Source organism: Sandarakinorhabdus cyanobacteriorum (assembly GCF_002251755.1).
GTDB classification, from domain to species: domain Bacteria; phylum Pseudomonadota; class Alphaproteobacteria; order Sphingomonadales; family Sphingomonadaceae; genus Sandarakinorhabdus; species Sandarakinorhabdus cyanobacteriorum.
The window spans coordinates 1-16,809 of sequence record NZ_NOXT01000082.1; the positions used below are offsets into that span (position 1 = coordinate 1).

At 67.0% G+C, this 16,809-nt stretch carries 18 protein-coding genes; 9 read left to right on the forward strand and 9 right to left on the reverse strand.

The features are described 5' to 3' along the window. Positions 1 to 20 precede the first annotated feature (20 nt). Together CHU93_RS03700 and CHU93_RS17280 are read right to left on the reverse strand one after the other, a co-directional pair. A complete protein-coding gene (locus tag CHU93_RS03700; RefSeq protein ID WP_133064306.1) occupies positions 21 to 1,010 on the reverse strand; it encodes a hypothetical protein in 990 nt (329 codons plus the stop codon). 73 nt (positions 1,011 to 1,083) lie between these two features. Next, the gene (locus tag CHU93_RS17280; protein WP_133064307.1) at positions 1,084 to 1,851 is read right to left on the reverse strand and encodes a hypothetical protein; all 768 of its coding nucleotides are present in this window, start codon (positions 1,849 to 1,851) and stop codon (positions 1,084 to 1,086) included. Positions 1,852 to 2,059: 208 nt separating this feature from the next. On the opposite strand from CHU93_RS17280, the gene thrS reads away from it, so the two are divergent. Next, on the forward strand, positions 2,060 to 4,060 hold the full coding sequence (thrS, locus tag CHU93_RS03710; RefSeq protein WP_094472814.1) for a threonine--tRNA ligase: 2,001 nt from the start codon (positions 2,060 to 2,062) through the stop codon (positions 4,058 to 4,060). A gap of 12 nt (positions 4,061 to 4,072) precedes the next feature. On the opposite strand, the gene CHU93_RS03715 is transcribed toward thrS, so the two are convergent. Beyond that, positions 4,073 to 6,154: a S9 family peptidase gene (locus CHU93_RS03715; protein ID WP_165768587.1), complete on the reverse strand. Its 2,082-nt coding sequence runs from the start codon at positions 6,152 to 6,154 to the stop codon at positions 4,073 to 4,075. Between the two features lie 155 nt (positions 6,155 to 6,309). Between CHU93_RS03715 and CHU93_RS03720 the strand changes: the two genes are divergently transcribed. The 3 genes from CHU93_RS03720 (at position 6,310) to CHU93_RS03730 (ending at position 9,270) form a co-directional block, all read left to right on the forward strand. Next, complete coding sequence (locus tag CHU93_RS03720; protein ID WP_165768588.1) at positions 6,310 to 6,750, forward strand: c-type cytochrome; 441 nt, start codon at positions 6,310 to 6,312, stop codon at positions 6,748 to 6,750. A gap of 1 nt (position 6,751) precedes the next feature. Next, the gene (locus CHU93_RS03725; RefSeq protein ID WP_094472817.1) at positions 6,752 to 7,645 is read left to right on the forward strand and encodes a cytochrome c; all 894 of its coding nucleotides are present in this window, start codon (positions 6,752 to 6,754) and stop codon (positions 7,643 to 7,645) included. Between the two features lie 125 nt (positions 7,646 to 7,770). After that, positions 7,771 to 9,270 carry a TolC family outer membrane protein gene (locus CHU93_RS03730; RefSeq protein WP_423825890.1) on the forward strand — a complete coding sequence of 500 codons (1,500 nt, stop codon included), beginning with the start codon at positions 7,771 to 7,773 and terminating at the stop codon, positions 9,268 to 9,270. Between the two features lie 21 nt (positions 9,271 to 9,291). Here the strand turns inward: CHU93_RS03730 and CHU93_RS03735 are convergent, their stop codons facing one another. From CHU93_RS03735 to CHU93_RS17285, 3 genes are read right to left on the reverse strand one after another with little or no spacing between them, the layout of a single operon-like run. Further along, positions 9,292 to 10,728: a carotenoid oxygenase family protein gene (locus CHU93_RS03735; protein WP_165768589.1), complete on the reverse strand. Its 1,437-nt coding sequence runs from the start codon at positions 10,726 to 10,728 to the stop codon at positions 9,292 to 9,294. Positions 10,729 to 10,741: 13 nt separating this feature from the next. After that, positions 10,742 to 11,182 carry a DUF2141 domain-containing protein gene (locus CHU93_RS03740; protein WP_094472819.1) on the reverse strand — a complete coding sequence of 147 codons (441 nt, stop codon included), beginning with the start codon at positions 11,180 to 11,182 and terminating at the stop codon, positions 10,742 to 10,744. A 58-nt stretch (positions 11,183 to 11,240) separates the two neighbouring features. After that, complete coding sequence (locus CHU93_RS17285) at positions 11,241 to 11,711, reverse strand: hypothetical protein (RefSeq protein ID WP_133064309.1); 471 nt, start codon at positions 11,709 to 11,711, stop codon at positions 11,241 to 11,243. Between CHU93_RS17285 and CHU93_RS03750 the strand changes: the two genes are divergently transcribed. From CHU93_RS03750 to CHU93_RS03765, 4 genes are all read left to right on the forward strand, one after another. Next, positions 11,701 to 12,141 carry a LytTR family DNA-binding domain-containing protein gene (locus CHU93_RS03750; RefSeq protein ID WP_094472821.1) on the forward strand — a complete coding sequence of 147 codons (441 nt, stop codon included), beginning with the start codon at positions 11,701 to 11,703 and terminating at the stop codon, positions 12,139 to 12,141. The two genes, CHU93_RS17285 and CHU93_RS03750, sit on opposite strands and share 11 nt — an antisense overlap. Before the next feature lie 41 nt (positions 12,142 to 12,182). After that, the gene (locus tag CHU93_RS03755; protein ID WP_094472822.1) at positions 12,183 to 12,749 is read left to right on the forward strand and encodes a hypothetical protein; all 567 of its coding nucleotides are present in this window, start codon (positions 12,183 to 12,185) and stop codon (positions 12,747 to 12,749) included. A gap of 39 nt (positions 12,750 to 12,788) precedes the next feature. After that, entirely contained in the window at positions 12,789 to 13,232 is a 444-nt protein-coding gene (locus tag CHU93_RS03760) for a helix-turn-helix domain-containing protein (protein ID WP_094472823.1), read from the forward strand. A gap of 93 nt (positions 13,233 to 13,325) precedes the next feature. Further along, positions 13,326 to 14,159: a sterol desaturase family protein gene (locus CHU93_RS03765; RefSeq protein WP_243375181.1), complete on the forward strand. Its 834-nt coding sequence runs from the start codon at positions 13,326 to 13,328 to the stop codon at positions 14,157 to 14,159. A gap of 10 nt (positions 14,160 to 14,169) precedes the next feature. On the opposite strand, the gene argB is transcribed toward CHU93_RS03765, so the two are convergent. After that, the gene (gene argB, locus CHU93_RS03770; protein ID WP_094472824.1) at positions 14,170 to 15,069 is read right to left on the reverse strand and encodes an acetylglutamate kinase; all 900 of its coding nucleotides are present in this window, start codon (positions 15,067 to 15,069) and stop codon (positions 14,170 to 14,172) included. Positions 15,070 to 15,095: 26 nt separating this feature from the next. Between argB and CHU93_RS03775 the strand changes: the two genes are divergently transcribed. Next, the gene (locus CHU93_RS03775) at positions 15,096 to 15,503 is read left to right on the forward strand and encodes a DNA polymerase Y subunit UmuC family protein (RefSeq protein ID WP_094472825.1); all 408 of its coding nucleotides are present in this window, start codon (positions 15,096 to 15,098) and stop codon (positions 15,501 to 15,503) included. Here CHU93_RS03775 and CHU93_RS03780 read toward each other — a convergent pair. Next, positions 15,492 to 15,941 carry a hypothetical protein gene (locus CHU93_RS03780; RefSeq protein ID WP_094472826.1) on the reverse strand — a complete coding sequence of 150 codons (450 nt, stop codon included), beginning with the start codon at positions 15,939 to 15,941 and terminating at the stop codon, positions 15,492 to 15,494. The genes CHU93_RS03775 and CHU93_RS03780 overlap by 12 nt on opposite strands. Further along, positions 15,938 to 16,807, reverse strand: coding sequence for a 3-hydroxybutyryl-CoA dehydrogenase (locus CHU93_RS03785; protein WP_094472827.1), 870 nt, complete (start codon positions 16,805 to 16,807; stop codon positions 15,938 to 15,940). Before CHU93_RS03785 ends, CHU93_RS03780 begins: the two co-directional genes overlap by 4 nt. Between the last annotated feature and the right edge of the window lie 2 nt (positions 16,808 to 16,809).

Below are 16,809 nucleotides of genomic sequence, written 5' to 3' on the forward strand. Positions count from 1 at the left end.
CAACGCCCTGACAGGAAGGCTCATGAATAAGGCGGGTTGGAGGCGGCATCTGTGTATTTCTGCTTTTCACTATCGTCAGCAACTTCATCCGGATGCTGATCACTCACCCGCACCGACCAGGCAAAGACGACCCCATCCAGAAACAACTCGCCGTCGATATTGGCGCGTTGCAGCGCAATCACGCCATCAATGGCCGTCTGCTGCACCGGCTGGCCGGGCTTGTCGGCATCGTCCGGCGGGACCCCGATCCGCACCGATCCGCCAAAGCGCGATTCCCGCAGATCGAGCACATAGGCATCGGCATAAGGCGGCGCGATATCGTTGCGAAAATCCTCCTCCGACACCACCGAGAAATAGGTTTCCAGCCGCGAATAGACCAGTTCGAGCAGTCTGGTCAGCCGAGGGCTCCAGACCAACCGCCTGCTTATTTCATTCTGGGATTCCTGCCGGCTCCCTTCCGGTCCATCGATGCCGGTTCCCTGCTTTCTCCAGTTGCCAACCGCCAGGAGGGGCACCGGCACCTCATCAAAGGCCCGGCGCATGGCTTCGGCTGATCGCAGGCGGGCGCCCTGCAGCGACAGGCCGCCGGTGACGACGGCATATTTCATCCGGAACCGGCCGTTGCAGCGCAGATGCTGGGCAAAGATGCTGCCCCCCACCTCCACGCCATCCGCGCGGATCGCCGATGTGCGGGCGCGCAGGCTGTGGGTGAGCAGTTGAGACAGCACGCTGAGGCGCCAATCAGCTAGGGGAAGCCGAAAAAACTCATCGCAACCGAACAGGGCGGCCATGCGTCGGGCACGTTGCAGGGCATCGACATAATGCTTGGGCTTCTGAGGCTCCGGCATGCTTCCCTTGGTCACAATGTCATGAAAATTCTTGCGATCTTCAGTCCATTGCTGGCGCCCGTACACAGTGGCGTCGACGAATTTGGGGTGGACTCGCATGAGCGCAAACCAGACCAGCGCCTCAAGCGCCCCCAGCGGCGACAGGATCACCGCTTCATCCATGTGGATCGACCGCTGCGTGTGCAGCCCGCGCATCGACAGCCCGCCCCAGATGGTGGCGCGGCTCAATTGCACGTCATTGTCCACCCGCGCCTGGTTGAGGTTGAGCATGCCGCGGTCGCCATCGAGCCGCTGCGCATCGGGCGGGGTGGCCAGTGGTTTGAAAATGGCATCGCCTGCATCGAAATAGCCATGGACGGTCGCCCCGGCAAAATCCGCAGGTGCCACCAGAAACGTGCGCCGCAGACGAACACTGCCACTGGCAGAAAAAAAAGGTCGCATCAAGGCCGCGCAAGGCCGACCCTGACAGGTCGAGTGTCACCAGTTGGCAGTTGCTCAGCGCCAATGGGGTTTCAATGACACAGCCTATCAGCCGCAGCGAAAATGGCAGCCGCGCATTGCTGAGCCGCAGCGCGCCGGGACTGGCCTGCAGCAAATCTGCCACCGCCGGGCTGGCACAGATGCGCACGCCCACCAATTGCAGGCCAGACTGCATGTTGAGTCGGGTGGCCGCATCTGGTGCGCCGCGGCCGCCTGGCTCGGCGGCCAGTCGGTCACAGGCCATGCCGATGGCTTCCAGCAGCGTTTCCACGCGCACATGAGGCATGATGATGCCGGGTTCGCCAAGAAAGGCGCGGTGCGCCCGATCGGCAAAATGTTCGAACTTGGCGGGATCAAGTGCCGTGGTGGCGGGAGCGCCCGCGTTGTCGGCCTCACCACTGTCGAAACGGGCCTGCAATATGGGCAGCGCGAACGGCAGAAACGAAAATGCCCCTGTATCATCCCCCTGAAGGCGCATGCCGTCTTGCATGGCCCGCAACAGATCGGCTGCCCTGATTTCCATTCGTGCCCCCCGGCCGGCTGCTGCAATGCTTCGCAAACATGCCAAGGCCGCGACTATTTGTGAATAGAGAGTTAAGGAAAGAAATGTCGCATGATAAGCCGGAGCACCGCGGGGCATCGTCAGTCAATTGTGGCAAAGGCCGCCGACATTGGCTAAGCGCAGGTCGGCCGCAATCGGTGCGGCTGCTCTTCTTCTGCAAAAGGTCACCATGTCGGATCTGATCACCCTCACGCTTCCCGATGGCTCGCAGCGCGAAGTCGCGCGCGGCACCACCGGCGGCGATGTGGCGGCCAGCATCGGGCCCGGCCTGGCCAAGGCGGCGCTGGCGGCCAAGGTGGATGGCGAGATTGTTGATTTGTCGCGGCCGATCCTGGCCGATGCGGCGCTGGCGCTGGTGACGGCGAAGGATGAGGCCGATGCGCTGGAGCTGGCGCGGCATGATTTTGCCCATGTGCTGGCCGAAGCCGTGCAGGGACTGTTCCCCGGCACGCAGATTACCTTTGGCCCGTCGACGGACGATGGCTTTTATTATGATTTCGCCCCCGCCCCTGATCGCGGTCCGTTCACCGAGGAAGACCTGCCCGCCATCGAGGAGGCGATGCGCGCCATCATCCGCGCTGACAAGCCGCTGCGCCGGGACGTGTGGAGCCGCCAGGCGCTGATCGAGCGCTGGACGCAGCAGGGCGAGGCATTCAAGGCCGAATGGGCGGCGCAACTGCCGGAAGGCGAGGAGCTTTCGGTCTATTGGTCGGGCGATGACTGGCTCGACATGTGCCGCGGCCCGCACCTGCCCTCGACCGGCAAGCTCGACCCCCAGGCCTTCAAGCTGACCCGCGTGTCGGGCGCCTATTGGCGCGGCGATCCCAAGAACCCGCAGCTGTCCCGCATCTATGGCACCGGCTGGCTCAACAAGAAGCAGCTCGACGCGCACCTGACGCGGCTGGAGGAAGCCGCCAAGCGCGACCACCGCAAGCTGGGCCGCGAGATGGACCTGTTCCACCTGCAGGAGGAAGCCCACGGCAGCGTGTTCTGGCACCCGCGCGGTTTCGTGATCTATCGCGCGCTCGAAGCCTATATGCGCCGCCGGCTCGATCCCGCCGGCTATGACGAGGTGAAGACCCCGCAGATCATGGACGCGCGCCAGTGGGAACAATCCGGCCACTGGGGCAAATATCGCGAGAATATGTTCGTCATCCCCGACGAGGTGCCCAACACCGAGGATGAGGGGCCGGTCGTCTCCAATGACGCGCAGTGGATGGCCTTGAAGCCGATGAACTGCCCGGCGCACGTGCTGATCTTCCGCCAGGGCATCAAATCCTATCGCGACCTGCCGCTGCGCCTGGCCGAAATGGGCTGCTGCCACAGGAACGAGCCACACGGCGCGCTGCACGGCCTGATGCGCGTGCGCCAGTTCACACAGGACGATGGCCATATTTTCTGCCGGCCGGATCAGCTGGTGGCCGAAGTCGCCGCCTTCTGCGATCTGCTCGACGTGGTCTACAAGGATCTGGGCGGCTTTTCCTATGCCATCAAGCTGGCGCTGCGCCCCGAAAAGCGCTTCGGCTGCGACGAGATGTGGGACTGGGCGGAACAGTCGCTGCGCGATGCCGTGGCCGCCACCGGGCGCAACACGCCGGAATGGGGCTGGGAAGAATTGCCCGGCGAAGGCGCCTTCTATGCGCCCAAGCTGGAATTCCACCTCACCGATGCCATCGGCCGCACCTGGCAGGTCGGCACGATCCAGACCGACACGGTGCTGCCGGAACGGCTCGACGCATCCTATGTGGGGGAGGATGGCAACCGCCACCGCCCGGTGATGCTGCACCGCGCGATCCTGGGCAGCTATGAACGCTTCATCGGCATCCTGATCGAACATTTCGCCGGCTGGTTCCCGACCTGGCTGGCGCCATGCCAGGCGGTGGTCGCCACCATCGTGTCCGACGCCGATGCCTATGCCGGCCAGGTCGCCGAGCAGCTGAAGGCCGCCGGCATCCGGGTGGAATGCGACCTCAGGAACGAAAAGATCAACCTGAAGGTGCGCGAACACAGCCTGCAGAAGGCGCCCTACATGCTGGTTGTCGGCCGGCGCGAGGCAGACGAAGGCACGGTGGCGCTGCGCAACCTCAAGGGCGGCGAGCAGAAGGTGATGCCGCTGGCCGAAGCCATCGCCCTGATCCGGGCCGACGCCACCCCGCCCGATCTGCGCTGACCGGGCTGGGCATCAGGGTTTCAACTGCCGCTCCAGAAATTCGGCGGTGGCGGCATTCACCTTGGCCCAGCCGGCATGGCGCAGGAAATCGTGGATCTCATTGGGGATCACCAGTTCCTCGAACGGCACGCTCCGTTGGCGCAGGGCGGCGGCGGGCGCGATGGTCTGGTTGATGCGCACATTGCGGTCATCATCGCCGTGGATCAGCAGCACCGGGCTGTGCCAGCCCACCACGTCGGCCAGCGGCGATGATTTCCACGCCGTGCGCAGCGCCCGGTCGCGTTCGGTGTCGCCATAGCTGGTGATGCCGGCGCCCAGCGTTTCGATCATGCTGCGCGACCAGTCGTGCACGCCGTGGATATCCACCCCGGCCTTGAACACATCGCTGTTGCGCGCCAGCGCCTGCGCCGTGAGCAGCCCGCCATAGCTGCCGCCCCAGATGCCGATGCGGCTTGCATCCACATCGGGCCGACCCTGCAGCCAGCGCGCCGCCGAAATCACATCCTGATATTCACCGGCGCCGCGCGGGCCGCCATCGGCCGGATGCTGGAAATCCCAGCCATAGCCGATACCCAGCCGATAATTGACGCTGAGCACCACAAAGCCGCGCGCCGCCAGATACTGGTTCAGCGCATAGGCATTGGCATAATAACGCATGTAGCTGAAGCCCAGCAGCATCTGCCGCGGTGGGCCGCCGTGCACGAACACCACTGCCGGGCGCTTGCCGCTACCAGCCGGGCGGAACAGCTGGCCAAAGATGGTGGTGCCATCGGGTGCCTGCCAGCTGACCTTTTCGGGCACCACCATCGCCGGCCCGGCAAAATTGCCCGGCGCCACCTGCCCGGCCAGCGTGGCGCAGCGCGGCGCGCACCATTGCACCACGCCGGCATCGTGGGCGCTGGCGGCAATCAGGGCCACGCCATCCTGGGTGGCGGCCGGGGTCCATTCGAGGCCGCTGCCGGCGGTCACCGCCGTCACCGGGCCGCCGCTCACCTTCACGCGGAACACATGGCGGCGGGTGTCGTTATCCCTGTCGGCGCCGCTGTTGGCCGAATAATAGAGCGTGCTGCCATCCGGGCTGAGGCTGACATGCTCCACCATGAAGCCATCGCCGGTCAGCCGCGTGGCAGGCCCGCCGGCGGCCGGCACCGCATAAAGCTGTTGCCAGTTGGTGGCGGCCGACAGGAAGACCAGCCGGTCACCGGCCGCCCAGTGGAGATTGGCGCCGCCCACCACATCGGGGAAACTGTCACGCAGGCTGGTGCCGCTGGCCCAGGCCTGTTTCGCCGTGCCGGCCGCGACATCGGCCACCATGATTGCCCAGGGCTGCGGCTTGGCTTCGAGGAACCGGCCATAGCCATCCAGCCCATCCCAGCGCCGCGTAAACGCAATGCGGGTGCCATCGGGAGACCACACCGGCGTGCCATCGATGCCGCTGCTGGCCGGCAGATAGGTGATGGGCGCCGCCGGCCCGGCATAGACGCCGATCAGCGCATGGCCTTCGCGCCGTGACACAAAGGCCAGCCGCTTGCCATCGGGGGACCAGGCCAGATCGCTGGCGCGACCGCGATCGAAGAACAGCCGGGCAAAGCCGCTGCCATCGGCCTTTACCGTCCACACCTGGCCGGCCTTGATGCAGGCGATGGTGCCGCTGGCCGAAACCGCCGGCGCATCGCATTCGGCCAGCGCCCGGGCACCGGCGGCATCGGCGCGCCACAGCATCACCTTGGGCTCGTCCACGCTGGCTGACGGATTGGGGGCCAGATTGCCGGCGGCGGCCCAATTGCCATCATGATCGCCGCCGCGCACGAACAACAGGCTCTGGCCATCGGGCGCGAAGCTGAGCTGCGTCAATTCCTGGCCGTCGTCACCGCTGAACCCGGTCATCCGCTGCGGCGGGCTGGCTGCGCCCGTTGCCACCCAGATGTTGCGTTCGCCCATCACCTCGCGCACCCAGGCGATGCGCTTGCCATCGGGGCTGGCCACCAGGCCCGATGTGAAGGGATAGGCCATGGCATCGGCCAGCTGCATCGGGGCCGCGCCCGCCGCCGCCCCTGCCATCAGCATCGCGCCCGCGATCAGCATATTCCGCATCGATACCCCCCCTTGGCCGTTCCGGCCAATCATGCCGCATGCCCGGCCAAACACAATCCCGGCCCGGGCCCCGCGCCATTTGCACCATTGGCAGCGGCCGGGCGCGGGGGCTATGTTGCCTGTCCGCCGTAAAGGCCCTGGAGAAGGACAATCTGATGCTGCGCCCCCTCATTGCAGCTGCCATTGCAGCCACCGCGATCCTGCCCACCGCCGTGACCGCCGGCCCGATCGAGGATCGCAAGGCGATCATGAAGGCCAATGGCCGTGACACCAAGATGGCGGCCGACATGCTGAAGGGCGCGGTGCCGTTCGATGCGGCCGCCGCCAACAAGATCCTCGCCAACTATGCCGCCGCCGCCAAGGCCTTCCCGGCGCATTTCCCGGCCAATTCCAAGACCGGCGGCGAAACCGAAGCCGCGCCCGCCATCTGGGACAAGCCGGCCGACTGGAAGGCCGCCACCGCCAAGTTCCAGGCCGATACGGCAGCCGCCGCCGCGCTGAAGCCCGGCGATGCCGCCGGCTTTGGCAAGGCGTTCGGCATGGTCACCGCCAACTGCAAGAGCTGCCACGAAGGCTTCCGCATCAAGAAGGGTTGAGATGCGCCGGCGCCACGCTGCCCTGATCGGGGCTGCAACCCTGATCGCCATGGCGGCGTGGATGCTCACCGCGCCGCAACCTCTGGCCGCTGATGACGTCGCGCAAGGCCCCGGCAATGCCGCCGCCGGGGCCCGCATCTTTCATGCCGGCGGCTGCGCCTCCTGCCACGCGGCCAAGGGGGCCAAGGGGGCAGCGAGGCTGGCGCTGGGCGGCGGTGCGCCGCTCGACACGCCGTTCGGCCGCTTCCAGCCGCCCAACATCTCGCCCGGCCCCGATGGCATCGGCGGCTGGACGCTGGCGCAGTTCGACAATGCGATGCGGCGCGGCATGGCGCCCGATGGCCGCCATTATTATCCGGCCTTTCCCTACACCAGCTATGCCCGGATGCGGCCCGGCGATGTGGCCGATCTGTTTGCCTATCTGAAAACCCTGCCTGCCGTGGCCGGAACCACGCCGGATCATGATTTGGCCTTTCCCTACAGCATCCGGCGCGGCATCGGCCTGTGGAAGCGCCTTTATCTTGATGCCCAGCCGGTGGTGCCCCTGCCTGCCAACGCCCCGGCCGCCGCGCGCGCCGGGCAATATCTGGTGGAAGGGCCCGGCCATTGCGGCGAATGCCACACCCCGCATGACGGTTTTGGCGGCAGCGACCGCACCCGCTGGCTGGCCGGCGGCCCCGATGCCGAAGGGAAAGGCAAGGTGCCGGGCCTCACGCCGCCGGCACTGGCCTGGAGCGCCGGCGAGATCGCCGATTATCTGAAGACCGGCTTCACCCCCGATTATGACAGCGTCGGCGGATCGATGGTGGAGGTGCAGGCCAATATGGCGCAATTGACGGATGCCGACCGCGCCGCCATTGCCGCCTATCTGAAGGCCTTGCCGGCCAGCAAATGATGGGCGATTTGGTCGTTACTCAAATTTATCGGGTGCACCCCTTGGCCGGCCGCTGTCTTGTCTCTATATGGCAGTGCCAGGGGGGCGCCAGACGGCCGTGAACGCGGCCGGACTGAATGAAGGACATGTTTGAAATGCAGACGCTTGGCCCCGGGGCAGTTCGCCAACGCCGTGCCGCCGCCCACAAACTGGCAATCACCGCCCTGCTGGCCGCTTCGGCGCTGGCGGGCACCACTGCCCGTGCCGACACGTTGAACCAGGCCCTGGCCAAGGCCTATGAAACCAACCCGACGCTGAATGCCGCCCGCGCCAACCAGATGGCCACCGACGAGAATTATGCCATCCAGCGCGCTGCCGGCCTGCCAACGGCCCAGATCAACTCCACCTTCAATGAAAACGTGCTGATCCCCGGCGGCCAGTTCGTGGTGATCCCGCGCACCCTGCAGACCCAGGTGCAGGTGCAGGTGCCGATCTATCAGGGCGGTCTGGTGAAGTTCAACATGAAGGCCGCCGATGCCCGCATCGCGGCCGGCGCCGAAACCCTGCGCGCCACCGAAGCCAGCGTGTTCAGCCAGGTTGTCGCCGCCTACAATGATGTGCTGCGCGACAGCCAGATCGTCGAATTCAACCGCGCCAATGTGAAAACGCTGGAAACCAACCTGCGCGGCACGCAGGACCGGTTCGAGGTGGGTGACCTGACCCGCACCGATGTCGCCCAATCCGAAGCGCGCCTGGCCCAGGCCCAGGCCGATCTGCGGAATGCGGAGGCCAATCTCATCGCGTCCAAGGAACGCTATATCCAGCAGGTGGGTGAACCGCCGGCCGATCTGTCGCCGCCGCCGCCGCTGCCCGGGCTGCCGGCCAGTGTCGATGAGGCCGTGGAGATTGCCATCAAGGAAAATCCCGACATCGCCGCCGCCACCAAGAACAGCGAGGCTGCCGGCCTTGATTTGAAGGCGGCCCGCGCCTCCCGCCTGCCCACGCTGTCGGCCTTTGGCAACCTCAACCGCAACGACAACTTTGGCGGTGCCCGGGCCAATATCCCGATCAACATTCCGTCCACCCAGGAATCGGGCGTGATCGGTGGCCAGATGACCCTGCCGCTCTATCAGGGTGGCCGGCCGGCCGCGCAGATCCGCCAGGCCCAGGCCCGCAAGACCGCGGCGATGGAAAACCAGATCGCCACTGAACGCCAGGTCATCCAGCAGGTCCGCGCCGCCTTTGCCAGTTACAAGGCCAGCCTGGACGTGATCCGCTCGGCCGAGGCGGCGATCGCCGCCAACAGCCTGTCGCTGGAAGGCGTCCGCGCCGAAAATGGCGTGGGGAACCGCACCATCATCGAAGTGCTGAACGCCGAACAGGAACTGATCAACGCCAAGGTGATCCTCGCCACCGCCCGCCGCAACGCCTATGTCGCCGGCTTCACCCTGCTCGCCGCCATCGGCAGCGCCGAAGCCCGCGATCTCAACCTCGAAGGCGTCAAGCTGTATGACAGCAAGGACAATTATCGCCGCGTTAAGGGCGATTTCCTCGACTGGTCGGGCCGCGACACGCCGATGATCCGTTCCACCCGCACCGTCACCACCCCGGCGCAAAGCGCCAGCGAGGTGGTTGGTCCGCAATAAGCCTGTGCTGGCGGCCTGACCTCAGGCCGCCAGCCAGCTGCCGTGGAAACTGTGCGGCAGCGCCACATCGGCACGAAAACTTGCCACCGGGCCATCGGTCAAGCGATCGGCGCGCATCATGTGCAGTTCCGTCGCCCGCGCCTTGAGGTTGATGGTGGTGCCGATCAGCCATGGCCCGGCGGGCACGAATTCCTCGACAATCTGGTGGGCCCCGAAATCATGGGCCTGGCCGCGCCCGGCCTGCCAATCCCACCGGCCGATGCTGCGCGCAAACGGCCGGCCAGGCTGATAGCCGCCAACATGAAATGTCGGGCGCGGGCCATCATGCCCGCCGGGGTTGCGCGGAAATTCCGCCGTGATGCCGGCATCGCGCAGCCGGGCCCGGCCATCGGGATGCAGGCTCACCAGCCGCAGCATCGGCCGCTCACTGCGCGGATAGCGGCCTTCGACCAGGGCCGGGGCGCCTTCCACGGCAAACAGCGGGCTGCTGTCAAAGGCGCCATCGAAATGGATGGTTCCGTCCGCCTCTTCCCAGCCATCACCCAGGTGGAAGAAGAACAGCGCCGGCAGCTCGAACAGCCGCTGCCGTGTGAGATCATCCTTGTCGATCACCAGCACGCGCGTGCCCTGTTCCGGCCGCCACACCATGCCGGTCGAAAAGGGCAGGCTGGCCTTCTCGTGCAGCCAGGGCTGCAGCACGATGATCAGGTGCCGCGCCGCCATGGTGAAATCGTGGCAGTAGGAAGCAGCGGGCAGCTTGATCATCTGCCCGGCCTCCAGCGCGCCGCCGGCCGACAGGCGATAGACATAGGCATGTTTGCCCGACAGGCCGATGTTCCAGATGCGCCCCGATGCCTCCACCTTGGGATGCGCCAGGAAGGGCATGCCCTTCAGATCGGGGCGGAACGCCACCGGGCCAATCGTTGCCAGTGTCGCCATGTCCATGGCGGTGGCCGATCCGGCTTCCCACAGCGCCAGCAGCCGGCCGCCGGCAGCGATCACATGGGTGTTGGCGGCGTTGGTGTCGTCTGCGCTGCCGACCTGGGCGCCGGGCCGGGCCGGCGTCGCAAAGCCCGGCTGCACGATGCGACCGGCCGCCGTTTCGATCCGGCGCTTGGGCGTGTCGACAAAGCGCGCCTGCAGCTGCACGCCGCCATCATGGCAGGCAAAGGCCCGCACCAGGCCATCGCCATCAAACCAGTGATTCACCGCCGTGTCGCCGCGCCGGAACAGCGCCGGCCCGTTGCGATAAAGGGTGCCCACCAGATCAGCGGGCAGCCGGCCATGCAGCCGGGTCAGGCCACGCGGGGCAATATCAGCCGCCACATCGCCCAGCGCCAGCGCCCATTGCGGCTGGGCGGCAGCGGCCAGGCCGGCGGCCAGCGCCTCGGCCGGCAGGCTGGCGCCCAGCCCGGCGGCAAGGGCGCGGCTGAACAATTCGCGGCGGTCAAGCATCATGGCGGGCAGCTCCTCAGCGGATGGTGATGCTGGTGGCGGCGGCGGGGCCATCAACGGCAAAATTGCTCGCCGACCACGGCGCCGGGCCACCCACGGCCTGGGCGTTGTTGGAAAAGGCAAAGGGCTCGGTCGGCATGCCGAACGGCGTCATGCCCATCTTGCCGTCCCCATCGATGTCGTGAAACGCCTTGATGGCATAGCGGCCGGGGGCCAGGCCGGGGGAGGTCGCCACTGCCTGACCCTGCTGCACCGGCACCGCCGCCTGCGCCACCGGCTTGCCGCCACGGTCATGCGCCGCCTCATTGTCATACAGGCTCAGCATGATCTGGCCGGTGGGGGCGTCGGTCACGGTGAAGGTCACGGTCAGCGTGGCGGGGCCTTCGGCCGCGGCGGGTGCGGCAGCCAGCGGCGCAAGGGCCAGCAGGGCGACGGTGAGCAGGCGGTTCAAGGTCATGGCGGTCTCCCGTGGGGTGAAGGGCGTTTTGCCCGGTTGCATGGCCTGTGGTGGCTGGCTAAGCCGCTGATGTCGCCGGGAGATGCGCAGGATGACGCCGCCAGTTCGTGAAGGGCCGCCCGCTGCCGTTCACGCTTCGCCAATTGCACCCAGGCTGCAGCTGAATTTGCGGCCCCGCATCAGGCGCGGCATCGCCATTGGCACCGCTGCCGCGCTGGTGCTGGCCCTCACCGGCGCCTTCCGCACCGATCAGGCCCCGCTCATCCCCCGTCTCACCTATTGGTTCAGCGTGATCATGGCCGGGTCGCTGCTTGGCCTTCTGATCACGGCGGCGGTGCAAATATGGGGCCGCCTTGCGCACTGGCGCTGGCTGGAAATGGCCCTGGCGGCGCTGCTGATCGCCCTGCCGCTCACCTTCATCGTCGTTGTGGCCAGCGTGCTGTTCTTTGGCCAGATCGCCATCACCCTGCCCACGCTGCTGGGCTTTTTCACCGTGGTGTTCCCCGATCTCGCTGGTGATGACCATCATCAACGTCACCACGGCCCCGGTGGTGCTGCCGGCCTTGCCAGACGCGCCGCCAGAGCCCCTGCCCGCTCCGGCGGCCGAACCGGCTGCGGCGCCAGCGCCAATCACCATGCCCGCCGCCCTGGCCGATCGCCTGCCGCCGCGCCTGCGTGCCGGCCGGCTGCTGGCGCTGTCGGCAGAGGATCATTATCTCAGGGTCCACACCGATCTGGGCGATGATCTGGTGCTGATGCGCATGGCCGATGCGGCGGTGCTGCTGGCTGATGTGCCGGGCGCCCGCGTGCACCGCAGCTGGTGGGTGGCCCGCGCCGCCGCCACCGGCAGCCGCCGCGATGGCGACCGGCTGTTCCTCACCCTCGAAACCGGCCTCTCGGCCCCCGTCAGCCGCGCCGAAAGCGCCCGGCTCACGGCCGCCGGCTGGCTGCAAGCCTGACCATGTGACAAGCCCAATCCCGGCTGATAGCCTGCCCGGCAATGGATATCAGTTTCTGGGATGGCGTTCTGCGCGGTGGCACGATGGTGCTGCTGGCGCTGCTCGCCTGGAATTTCGGCAAGGGCTGGCGGGCCGCGCTCACGGCGCGGCTGGGGGTGCTGCTGTGTGTGGCCGGGCTGGGCTATCTCTATCTGCCCGCCCTGCCGGCCGCCTATAACTTCGCCTGGTGGCGGATGCCGCTGCATCTGGCGGGCATGGCCTCGCCCGGCCTGTTCTGGCTGTTCGCGCAAAGCTGGTTCGATGATGATTTCCAGCTGCGGCCCTGGCACGGCCTGGCGGTGGCCGCCCTCGTGGTGGCCGGCGCCACCAGTTCCTATTTCGGTGTCAGCGGGGGCTGGCCCCGGCTGGCGCTGATCCTGACCTGGCCCTTGCCCAACGCCATCTTCACGGCGCTGGGCGTGGCGGCCGCGCTGCGCGGGCGCGACAATGATCTGGTGGAGCTGCGGCGCCGGGTGCGGCTGGTGCTGGCGCTGACCATCGGGCTCGCCATCCTGGTGATCGTCGGGGCCGAACTGCTGGCGCCGGGCTGGCCGCCGCCGGGTTGGTAGCGCCTGATCAACTCGGCCTCCCTGCTCACCGTAACGGTCATGGTGGCCTTCCTGGCCTTTGGCTGGCGCGATCCCGGACTGCTGATGCCGCCGGCCCGGCCCGTCGCCGGTGCCGCCCCGTCGCCGGAGGCCGATGATTCGCCGCTGCTGGCCCGGCTCGACAGCCTGATGCGCCAGGAGCTGCTCTACCGGCAGGATGGCCTAACCATCACCGCGGTTGCCGCGCGGCTGAACGTGCCGGAATATCGCCTGCGCCGGGCCATCAACCAGGGCCTGGGCGCCCGCAACTTCAACGCCTGGCTGAACCAGTTCCGCATCGCCGAGGCGATGGCCGCCCTTGCCGATCCCAGCCAGCGCGAGGTGCCGATCCTCACCATCGCGCTGGACGCCGGATTCGGCAGCCTCGCCCCGTTCAACCGCGCCTTCCGCAGCCAGACCGGCTGCACGCCCAGCGAATATCGCACCCGCATGCGCGCCGACTGATCGAATCTGCAAAATCGACCGGTTGAATCCGTGAATTGGCCGCGCCGCCGGCCCGCCAATCGCCAATGACAGGGCTCCACGAAAGGATGCCCCATGCCCGATCTGTCCATGCCCCAACAGCCGCTCACCCTTCTCGACGCCGCCAGCCGCGTCTTCCCCAACATCTTCCTGTTCGATGGCGGCCGCTATGTCATCGGCACGCTGCTGATGACCGCAATCATCTTTGCTGTCATGCGCTCCCCCTGGCGGGTGCGCCGCCTGCAAACCCGCTTCGCCCGGGCCGCCGATTATCGCCGCGAGCTGCTGGCCTCGGCTCGCAGCGTCATCATCTATGCGCTGGTATCAACACCGTCGCTGTGGCTCACCGCCAATGGATACACCGCCGGCTTCTATCAAGGCGTGCCGTCATGGCCGGAAACCCTGGCCTATGTCGGCCTGCTGCTGGTGGCGCACGATAGCTGGTTCTACTGGATGCACCGCACGATCCACCACCGCCGCCTGTTCCGCCATGTCCACGCGCTGCACCACAAATCGGTAACGCCCACACCCTTTGCCGCCTACAGCTTCAACTGGCTGGAAGCCGTGTTCGAAGCGCTGTTCGTGTCGCTGTGGGTGGCCTTCGTGCCAACGCCGTGGATCGCGATGTTCAGCTTCCTGGGCATCATGATGGTCCGCAACGTCATGGGCCATTGCGGCGTGGAGCTGATGCCACGCGGCTTTGCCGATCACTGGTTCTGGGGCCTGTTTGCCACCACCACCCATCATGATCTGCACCACAACGGCAGCTTCAACCACAATTTCGGCCTGTATTTCACCGTGTGGGATCGGCTGATGGGCACCGAACACCCGCGCTATCGCGAAATCTTCCGCGAGGTGACCAGCCGCCCGCTGGCCCAGCGCAGCCCGGCCCAGCCAGAGCCGGCCTGAACCCGCAGCTTCAGCCGGCGCGCACCAGCGTGCCGGCCCCCTTGCGGGTGAAAATCTCCAGCAGCAGGGCGTGCGGCACGCGGCCATCCAGGATCACGGCGGCATCCACCCCGGCATCCACGGCGGCCACACAGGTCTCCAGCTTGGGGATCATGCCGCCGGTGATGGTGCCATCAGCGACCAGGCCGGCGATGCCGGCGGGCGTCAGATCGGTCATCAGATTACCGCCCTTGTCGAGCACGCCGGCAACATCGGTGAGCAGGAACAGCCGGGCGGCATTCAGCGCGCCGGCAATTGCCCCGGCCATGGTATCGGCATTGATGTTGTAGGTGTGGCCATCCTCCCCCACCGCCACCGGCGCGATCACCGGCACGATGCCGGCGGCGACCAGCGTGTCGATGATGCTGCGGTCCACCCGCGCCGGCTCGCCAACAAAGCCCAGGTCCACCGCCTGCTCGATCAGGCTGTCCGGGTCTTTCGCGGTGCGCTCCACCTTGGCCGCCGTCACCAGCCCGGCATCCTTGCCGCTGATGCCCACGGCGCGGCCACCAGCCTGGGCGATATGGGCAACGATTTCCTTGTTGATGCTGCCGGCCAGCACCATTTCCGCCACCTCGGCGGTCGCGGCATCGGTCACCCGCAGGCCATCGACGAACCGGCTTTCAATCCCCAGCCGCTTCAGCAAGGACCCGATCTGCGGCCCGCCGCCATGCACCACCACCGGGTTGATGCCCACAGCCTTCAGCAGCACGATATCCTCGGCAAAATCCCGCGCCCGTTCCGCATCGCCCATGGCGTGGCCGCCATATTTCACCACGAAGGTCTTGCCGGCATAGCGCTGCAGATAGGGCAACGCCTCGATCAGCGTTTCCGTCTTGGCGAGCATGTCGGGGTGCGGGGCGTGACTCATGGCGGCGCTATAGGCATTATCGGCCCATGGTGGAAGCAGGCTATTCGGGCACCCCGCTGCGCAAGAAACTGGGCGTGACAACGGCGCAGCGCTGGTGGCGGCTGGCCATGCCGGCCGATATCGCCGCCAGCATCGATGCCGATGGCCCGCCCACCGTGCTGGCCGATCCGGTGGCCGGGCTCGACGGCGCCCACCTGTTCACCACCAGCCGCACCGAACTGGCGGCCGAACTGGCCCGGCTGCGGCCGCTGCTGGCGCCGGCCGGCATGATCTGGGTGAGCTGGCCCAAGAAGGCCGCCAGGGTGCCGACTGACATCACCGAGGATGTGATCCGCACCCTGGCGCTGCCGCTGGGCTATGTCGATGTGAAGGTGTGCGCGGTCGATGCTGTCTGGTCCGGCCTCAAGCTCGTCATCCGCAAATCAGAGCGTTAGCACCAGTTTCCCGCCCACCGGCACCGCCGCCCATTGCGCGGTCAGATCGGCGATGCGCGCACGGATGGCGGCAATGGTCGCCCCGCTGATCGGCAGCGGCGTGTCGCCGCGTTCCTCGCAGGTCACCTGATAGAGCGCGATGAAATCCGCGTCCGCCATCGGGCCACCGCTCCAGCCTTCGCCCTGGAACATCTCAACCAGCCGCTCGACACTCTGGGCCTGGGCATCGTCCAGCCCCAGCCGGAAGCCGCCATCGCCGCCGGCGGCGATCAGGCCCAGAAAGCCCGGCGTCGTCACCTCGGCCTCCACGGCGAAATGCACCATGTCGTGCGGGATGATGCCCTGCTTGGGGCAATCGATGCCGGGGCGTGGGCCATCGGCGGCGATGATCTCCAGCCGGTCATATTTGCCGGCGCCCTTGGTGAAGGTCAGTTTCATCGTGTCGGCACCGGTTCCGGGCCGCTGTAGTCATAGAAACCGCGCCCGGATTTGCGGCCCAGCCAGCCGGCCTCGACATAGCGGACGAGCAGCGGGGCCGGGCGATATTTCGGATCGCCGGTGCCATCCTGCATCACCTTCATGATGGATAGCAGCGTGTCGAGCCCGATGAAATCGGCCAGGGTCAGCGGGCCCATTGGGTGGTTGGCGCCCAGCTTCAGCCCGGTGTCGATGTCCACCACGCTGCCGACGCCTTCGCCCAGGGCAAAGATCGCCTCGTTCAGCATCGGGCAGAGCACGCGGTTGACGATGAAGGCCGGCGCATCGCCCGCCAGGATCGCCGTCTTGCCCAGTTTCGCCGCAAACGCCTGCATCGAAGCCGTTGTCGCGGGCGCGGTGGCGAGGCCGGGGATGATCTCCACCAGCGCCATCAGCGGCACCGGATTGAAGAAATGCAGCCCGCAGAACCGGTCAGCCCGCCCGGTGGTGCTGGCCAGCCTGGTGATGCCGATGCTGCTGGTGTTGCTGGCCAGCAGCGCATCGGCGCGCAGCACATCGGTCAGTCCGGCAAAAATCTGCGCCTTGATGGCCTCATTCTCGGTCGCCGCCTCGATCACCAGGTCGGCGGCCGCGAAATCGGCGGTGCTGGTGGTGAGCCGGATGCGGGCCAGCGCGGCATCGGCCTGTTCCTGGCTCAGCACGCCTTTGCCCACCTGCCGGGCCATGTTCTTCGCGATCGTCGCCTTCGCCGCCTCGCAGCGGGCCATGGCCACATCCGAAAGGATCACATCATAACCGGCCTGGGCCGCCACATGCGCAATGCCATTGCCCATCAGGCCCGCGCCGATCACCCCGATGGTTTGCATGC

Bases quoted from the DNA above. Each gene is read 5' to 3' on its own strand.
- CHU93_RS03730 (WP_423825890.1), top strand. From the start codon at position 7,771: ATGTTTGAAATGCAGACGCTTGGCCCCGGGGCAGTTCGCCAACGCCGT.
- thrS (WP_094472814.1), top strand. From the start codon at position 2,060: ATGTCGGATCTGATCACCCTCACGCTTCCCGATGGCTCGCAGCGCGAA.
- CHU93_RS03740 (WP_094472819.1), bottom strand. From the start codon at position 11,182: ATGACCTTGAACCGCCTGCTCACCGTCGCCCTGCTGGCCCTTGCGCCG.
- CHU93_RS17285 (WP_133064309.1), bottom strand. From the start codon at position 11,711: ATGATGGTCATCACCAGCGAGATCGGGGAACACCACGGTGAAAAAGCC.
- CHU93_RS03715 (WP_165768587.1), bottom strand. From the start codon at position 6,154: ATGCGGAATATGCTGATCGCGGGCGCGATGCTGATGGCAGGGGCGGCG.
- CHU93_RS03725 (WP_094472817.1), top strand. From the start codon at position 6,752: ATGCGCCGGCGCCACGCTGCCCTGATCGGGGCTGCAACCCTGATCGCC.
- CHU93_RS03765 (WP_243375181.1), top strand. From the start codon at position 13,326: ATGCCCGATCTGTCCATGCCCCAACAGCCGCTCACCCTTCTCGACGCC.
- CHU93_RS17280 (WP_133064307.1), bottom strand. From the start codon at position 1,851: ATGGAAATCAGGGCAGCCGATCTGTTGCGGGCCATGCAAGACGGCATG.
- CHU93_RS03775 (WP_094472825.1), top strand. From the start codon at position 15,096: ATGGTGGAAGCAGGCTATTCGGGCACCCCGCTGCGCAAGAAACTGGGC.
- CHU93_RS03720 (WP_165768588.1), top strand. From the start codon at position 6,310: ATGCTGCGCCCCCTCATTGCAGCTGCCATTGCAGCCACCGCGATCCTG.
- CHU93_RS03735 (WP_165768589.1), bottom strand. From the start codon at position 10,728: ATGATGCTTGACCGCCGCGAATTGTTCAGCCGCGCCCTTGCCGCCGGG.
- CHU93_RS03760 (WP_094472823.1), top strand. From the start codon at position 12,789: ATGGTGGCCTTCCTGGCCTTTGGCTGGCGCGATCCCGGACTGCTGATG.
- CHU93_RS03785 (WP_094472827.1), bottom strand. From the start codon at position 16,807: ATGCAAACCATCGGGGTGATCGGCGCGGGCCTGATGGGCAATGGCATT.
- CHU93_RS03750 (WP_094472821.1), top strand. From the start codon at position 11,701: ATGACCATCATCAACGTCACCACGGCCCCGGTGGTGCTGCCGGCCTTG.
- CHU93_RS03700 (WP_133064306.1), bottom strand. From the start codon at position 1,010: ATGGATGAAGCGGTGATCCTGTCGCCGCTGGGGGCGCTTGAGGCGCTG.
- CHU93_RS03780 (WP_094472826.1), bottom strand. From the start codon at position 15,941: ATGAAACTGACCTTCACCAAGGGCGCCGGCAAATATGACCGGCTGGAG.
- CHU93_RS03755 (WP_094472822.1), top strand. From the start codon at position 12,183: ATGGATATCAGTTTCTGGGATGGCGTTCTGCGCGGTGGCACGATGGTG.
- argB (WP_094472824.1), bottom strand. From the start codon at position 15,069: ATGAGTCACGCCCCGCACCCCGACATGCTCGCCAAGACGGAAACGCTG.